The organism is Acetobacter sp., from assembly GCF_047721705.1.
In the GTDB taxonomy this organism is placed as follows: domain Bacteria; phylum Pseudomonadota; class Alphaproteobacteria; order Acetobacterales; family Acetobacteraceae; genus Acetobacter.
Genome location: NZ_JBDNXK010000052.1, coordinates 22,727 through 24,345 on the forward strand (window position 1 = coordinate 22,727; position 1,619 = coordinate 24,345).

Genomic DNA, 1,619 nt, shown 5'->3' on the forward strand with positions numbered 1-1,619 from the left:
AACCGCTCGTGCTGCCAGACGTGGAGCCACTTGTGCTGCCCGATGTGGAGCCAGAACCTGAACCGGAACCATGCGGTTCACAGTGGTCCCACCACCAGTTACCGTTGTGATCACAGCTGCCGCCACCGGACGTCGAACCGCTCGTGCTGCCAGACGTGGAGCCACTTGTGCTGCCCGATGTGGAGCCAGAGCCAGAACCGGAACCATGCGGTTCACAGTGGTCCCACCACCAGTTGCCGTTGTGGTCACAGCTGCCGCCACCGGACGTCGAACCACTCGTGCCACCCGACGTAGAGCCGCTTGTGCCGCCCGATGTCGAACCCGACCCGGAACCATGCGGCTCACAGTGGTCCCACCACCAGTTGCCGTTGTGGTCACAGCTGCCACCACTGTGATGATGGTGATCCGAGGAACCGCCGCTGCTGGAAGAGCTGCCACCGGAACCGCCCGAGCCACCCGAAGAACCAGAACCACCGGAACCGCCCGAGGTACCTGACCCGCCAGAACCACCAGAGCCACCCGAAGTGCCTGAGCCGCCGGAACCACCGGAACCGCTCGATCCGCCGGAAGTACCACCCGAGGACGAACCGCCACTACAATGACAGTCGCTTCCGCTTACGCTATCCCACGGCATTACCGATCCGGCATCCGTCAGGGAGCTATCGGCAATGATATAATCGCCAGCAGCATCCTTCACGACTTCAAGCGTGCCCGGCGTGTAGCCAGTGACAGTGTGAATATCGTTGAGCGTGATGGTCTTTGAGCCTGCGTCAATCACAAGGCTGTAGGAACCGTCGCTGTTCGAGACATATTTTGCGGAAGAAACAGTGAGACCGTCATTCGCGCTGATCGCGAATTCACTGTTCTGGGAAACGTTGTTGAACGCCGTGGTGATGGTGGAGTTTTCACCACTGAACACGACCATGTTCTGCGTCGTCGGATCAAACGTGACGGTTCCAGCCGTACGACCGCCCGTAAAATACAGGGTGCTTCCGTCTGCCAGCGACACCTGCATGTTGCTGTCGATGCTGAGCGGGGCGCCATCAGATCCAAGCGTAGCATGCTCGAGATTCAGGGTGCCTGCACCGGAAAGGGAACCAGAGGTGATCGTGGCCGCCTGCGATCCCTTGATCGTCAGAGTGCCATTGATCTGGTTGATTCCAAGGTCAACCGGGGCGGGTGTATCAACGATCAGTTGCCCGGACTGATAAATCTCCAGCGTGTCCACTGTAAACACAGGAGCTGTGCTGCCATCCGTCTCGCATGCGGTGATGGTCAGCGTTCCATTCGCGCCAACAGTCAGACTCTGCACTGCCGTTGCGACTGCGCTACTGACTGTTGCTGAAACTGGCGCAGCCGTATCGTCAAATCCACCGATGAAAAGATCATGAAACGTGGAAGGATCCCCGTCAGACCAATTCGTAGCATCGGAAAAATCGGTGGAATTTGTCCCGTTAAAATAATCTGTTGCCATCAGGAAACAACTCCAGGGTGAGATATAGACGGCTCCCACCCCGGCATGGAACGAATCCCAGCATATCGAGGGCAGGACATAAGTGTCAGAAAGCTTAACAGAGCGTAACTGTTTAGTTTTTTCCAACAGGGTGGGAATATTATCT

1 protein-coding gene is annotated in these 1,619 nt (G+C 57.4%); it reads right to left on the reverse strand.

The features are described 5' to 3' along the window. On the reverse strand, positions 1 to 1,474 hold a 1,474-nt coding region (locus tag ABF824_RS10130), incomplete at its 3' end, for a hypothetical protein (protein WP_415488597.1). Between the last annotated feature and the right edge of the window lie 145 nt (positions 1,475 to 1,619).